The organism is Acinetobacter sp. 129952 (assembly GCF_056642055.1).
Genome location: NZ_JBWVSU010000028.1, coordinates 1 through 2,723, shown reverse-complemented (window position 1 = coordinate 2,723; position 2,723 = coordinate 1). Strand labels below are relative to the sequence as shown.

Below are 2,723 nucleotides of genomic sequence, written 5' to 3'. Positions count from 1 at the left end.
TTCCATATATGGACAAATCCCTGACAAGCATTACCGGAAGAGGTTCCATCTCATCACTCTCTGCAGGATTACATAAGCTCATAAGTTTCGTAAGTTACATAAGTTATGTAATTTTATAATCTTATATTCCTTATAGATCAGCTGCTAACTGTTTATGTAATAACCTTGCAATTAAAACACACACTTCTCAATAAAGACCAAATTATAGAACTAGGGTTACCAGGGCAGACTAAATTTTTCCTATAGGTTAGTCGTGTTCAAAATAAGAATTTCTATTATTCAGGTTATGATAACTTTTCCGATTTATATTTTTCTTTATAGCCCACTTTTAACAAATCCGGATAATACTTTTTTACCTTTTCAGGGTCGAGAAGTTCAAGTGAAATCCTTTCTTTAAACGCTTCGATCTCTTCGCCTACATTGGCATATTTCCCCCCGAATTCGGGATATTTGATAAGGTCACACAATTTTTGAGCGAAAAATATAGATTGTTTTGGTGTCAACTGATATGTCGGTTCCAGTATCTTATCACTAACAATTAAGGAAGCTTTTTGATTAAAAGAAAATTCGATATGTGTAATTGTTCTTCCTTCTTTTTTTTGCTCATAACTTACGTCGATATCAGTAAGTTTATTAATTTGATCTATGGCAACCGTCAATACACGCTTTTTGAAATCTCCCATGGTTTTATATTCATTTTCAAGTAGACCTAACTTATCACGCAATTCAACCATACTAATATATAGCTTGCCTTTGCTACGCCATCTAATCAAAAGTTCATACAGCCGTATAGCGTATACACTAGATAATTGAGAAATTTGCTTTAATTCATAACGAGTAAACTTTTCTTCAAGTTTTACAAAAAGCTGTAAAATATCAGGAGCAAAAATTAGTTGAGCGCATGCGGCTTCTTTAACATAGCCAACTTTTGATACCCAACGGCTTTTGTAGACCGCTGGCCTACCTGTAACAGGATCTATGGCCTTATAGGTGAGTCTACGTTCAAACAAGTTATCACACGCTCCCTGAAGAGCCTCATAGGCCGCTTGACGACCCAAATTAAAGTGCTTCATGTATTCAGACGCATGGATTGTTAGCAATGTATCCGATGTAAGCTCTTTTTCAATTTCCCTAGCTGCAATAATTGCAACTAAAATTAAGCGTTGTTCAGACAGAGTCAATGCATAAGATGCTTCAATCAAGTTATTGTCTTTATAAATCAGATTTGCCATATTGTGATTAAAGAAATAAGTTCCATTAATAGACATTAACACTTAATGTCCATTAATGGAACTTATTTATGCCAAGAAAACGTCCATTTATATCAAGAAAACGTCCATTTAAATAAAGGAAAATGTCCACTTATTGTCAGGAAAACGTCCATTTAAATAAAGGAAAATGTCCACTTATTGTCAGGAAAATGTCCATATAAATCCTCTGAAAACTATACTGTATAAGGCATTCAAAGGTCCTATAAATATAAATTTAAAAATATATATAAAATTAAAAAAGAACATTACTTGTGGATAACTTTATTTTTTAACTTTATTTTTCACAATAGTTGATTCAGAAGATTGAAACTTGTACATTATTTTTAACAAAATTACGTAACTTACATAACTTATGATTATCTTGGTAGGTGGTGAAAAAGGCGGAGCTGGTAAAAGCTGCCTCGCCCAAAACTTAGCAGTTTATTTACAAAAAAAGAATAGAGATGTTCTGCTTTTAGATGCAGATCCTCAAGGTACAACGACTGACTGGATTAAAGAACGTGATGAAAATGAGGATTTAAAAAATATTCCATCTGTACAAGCTTCAGGCAATATTCGTCAAGTTTTAAAAGATTTATCAAAAAGATATGAAGATATTATCATTGATGCTGGTGGACAAGATTCGGAAGCATTGCGTTCTGCTATGACTATAGCAACACATATGCTATTGCCTTTTAGGCCTAAACGTAGAGATCTAAAAACTTTGGATCATATGGAACAAGTATTAAAACTGGCACGAGCAGTGAATCCAGATTTGAATGCAAGAGCAATCATTACACAATGCCCAACATTACCGTCACAAGTACAACGAATTTTAGATGCTAAAGAAGCCTGTGTATCGTTTGGAATAAAAGCCTTAGACCAAATCACGACAAATCGAAATGTTTATGATGATGCAGATGAAAATGGCTTATCTGTTTTTGAAGTAACAAGTGATCCTAAGGCAAAAGCAGAAATTGAAGGGATAGCTCAAGAGTTTTTAGGAGTATAATTATGGCAGGTCTTAGTGGTTTAAAAAAGAAAAATGACGAGCTTTCAGATCAGGATAAACTGGTTGAAAATTTCATATCTGGAGCTGATAAAAGAGTTAAGGATCTAGAAGTTTCACAAAAGAAATTCGTTCGTTGTACCTTTTCTTTAAACCAAGAATTAAGTGAATTAATTGATGAGCTAATTATCAAAAGTAATAATGCTCGTGTTAACAGATCTAGTATTGTAAGAATAGCTTTAGAGTCACTGGCAGAGCAGAATTTAGAAGATTTTAAGCAGTTAGTTGATAATAGTTTTAAATAAAATTGAGAATGGGTTATTTAATTTATAAAATTAAATAACCTAACTTCATAACTTCATAACTTCATAACTTCATAACTTCATAACTTCATAACTTCATAACTTCATAACTTCATAACTTCATAACTTCATAACTTCATAACTTCATAACTTCATAACTTC

General features: G+C 32.6%; 3 protein-coding genes. 2 read left to right on the top strand and 1 reads right to left on the bottom strand.

The annotated features are described in order from the left end of the window. Positions 1-284: 284 nt before the first annotated feature. Positions 285-1,232: a replication initiation protein RepM gene (gene repM, locus AC1IR0_RS15545; RefSeq protein ID WP_026444494.1), complete on the bottom strand. Its 948-nt coding sequence runs from the start codon at positions 1,230-1,232 to the stop codon at positions 285-287. A gap of 391 nt (positions 1,233-1,623) precedes the next feature. On the opposite strand from repM, the gene AC1IR0_RS15540 reads away from it, so the two are divergent. Both AC1IR0_RS15540 and AC1IR0_RS15535 read left to right on the top strand, forming a co-directional pair. Beyond that, complete coding sequence (locus AC1IR0_RS15540) at positions 1,624-2,262, top strand: AAA family ATPase (RefSeq protein WP_004897614.1); 639 nt, start codon at positions 1,624-1,626, stop codon at positions 2,260-2,262. Positions 2,263-2,264: 2 nt separating this feature from the next. Next, on the top strand, positions 2,265-2,564 hold the full coding sequence (locus AC1IR0_RS15535; RefSeq protein WP_004897615.1) for a hypothetical protein: 300 nt from the start codon (positions 2,265-2,267) through the stop codon (positions 2,562-2,564). Positions 2,565-2,723: the final 159 nt, after the last annotated feature.

What these genes read in the sequence shown, in the direction of transcription:
- AC1IR0_RS15535 (WP_004897615.1), top strand. Translation starts at nt 2,265, where the DNA reads ATGGCAGGTCTTAGTGGTTTAAAAAAGAAAAATGACGAGCTTTCAGAT.
- repM (WP_026444494.1), bottom strand. Translation starts at nt 1,232, where the DNA reads ATGGCAAATCTGATTTATAAAGACAATAACTTGATTGAAGCATCTTAT.
- AC1IR0_RS15540 (WP_004897614.1), top strand. Translation starts at nt 1,624, where the DNA reads ATGATTATCTTGGTAGGTGGTGAAAAAGGCGGAGCTGGTAAAAGCTGC.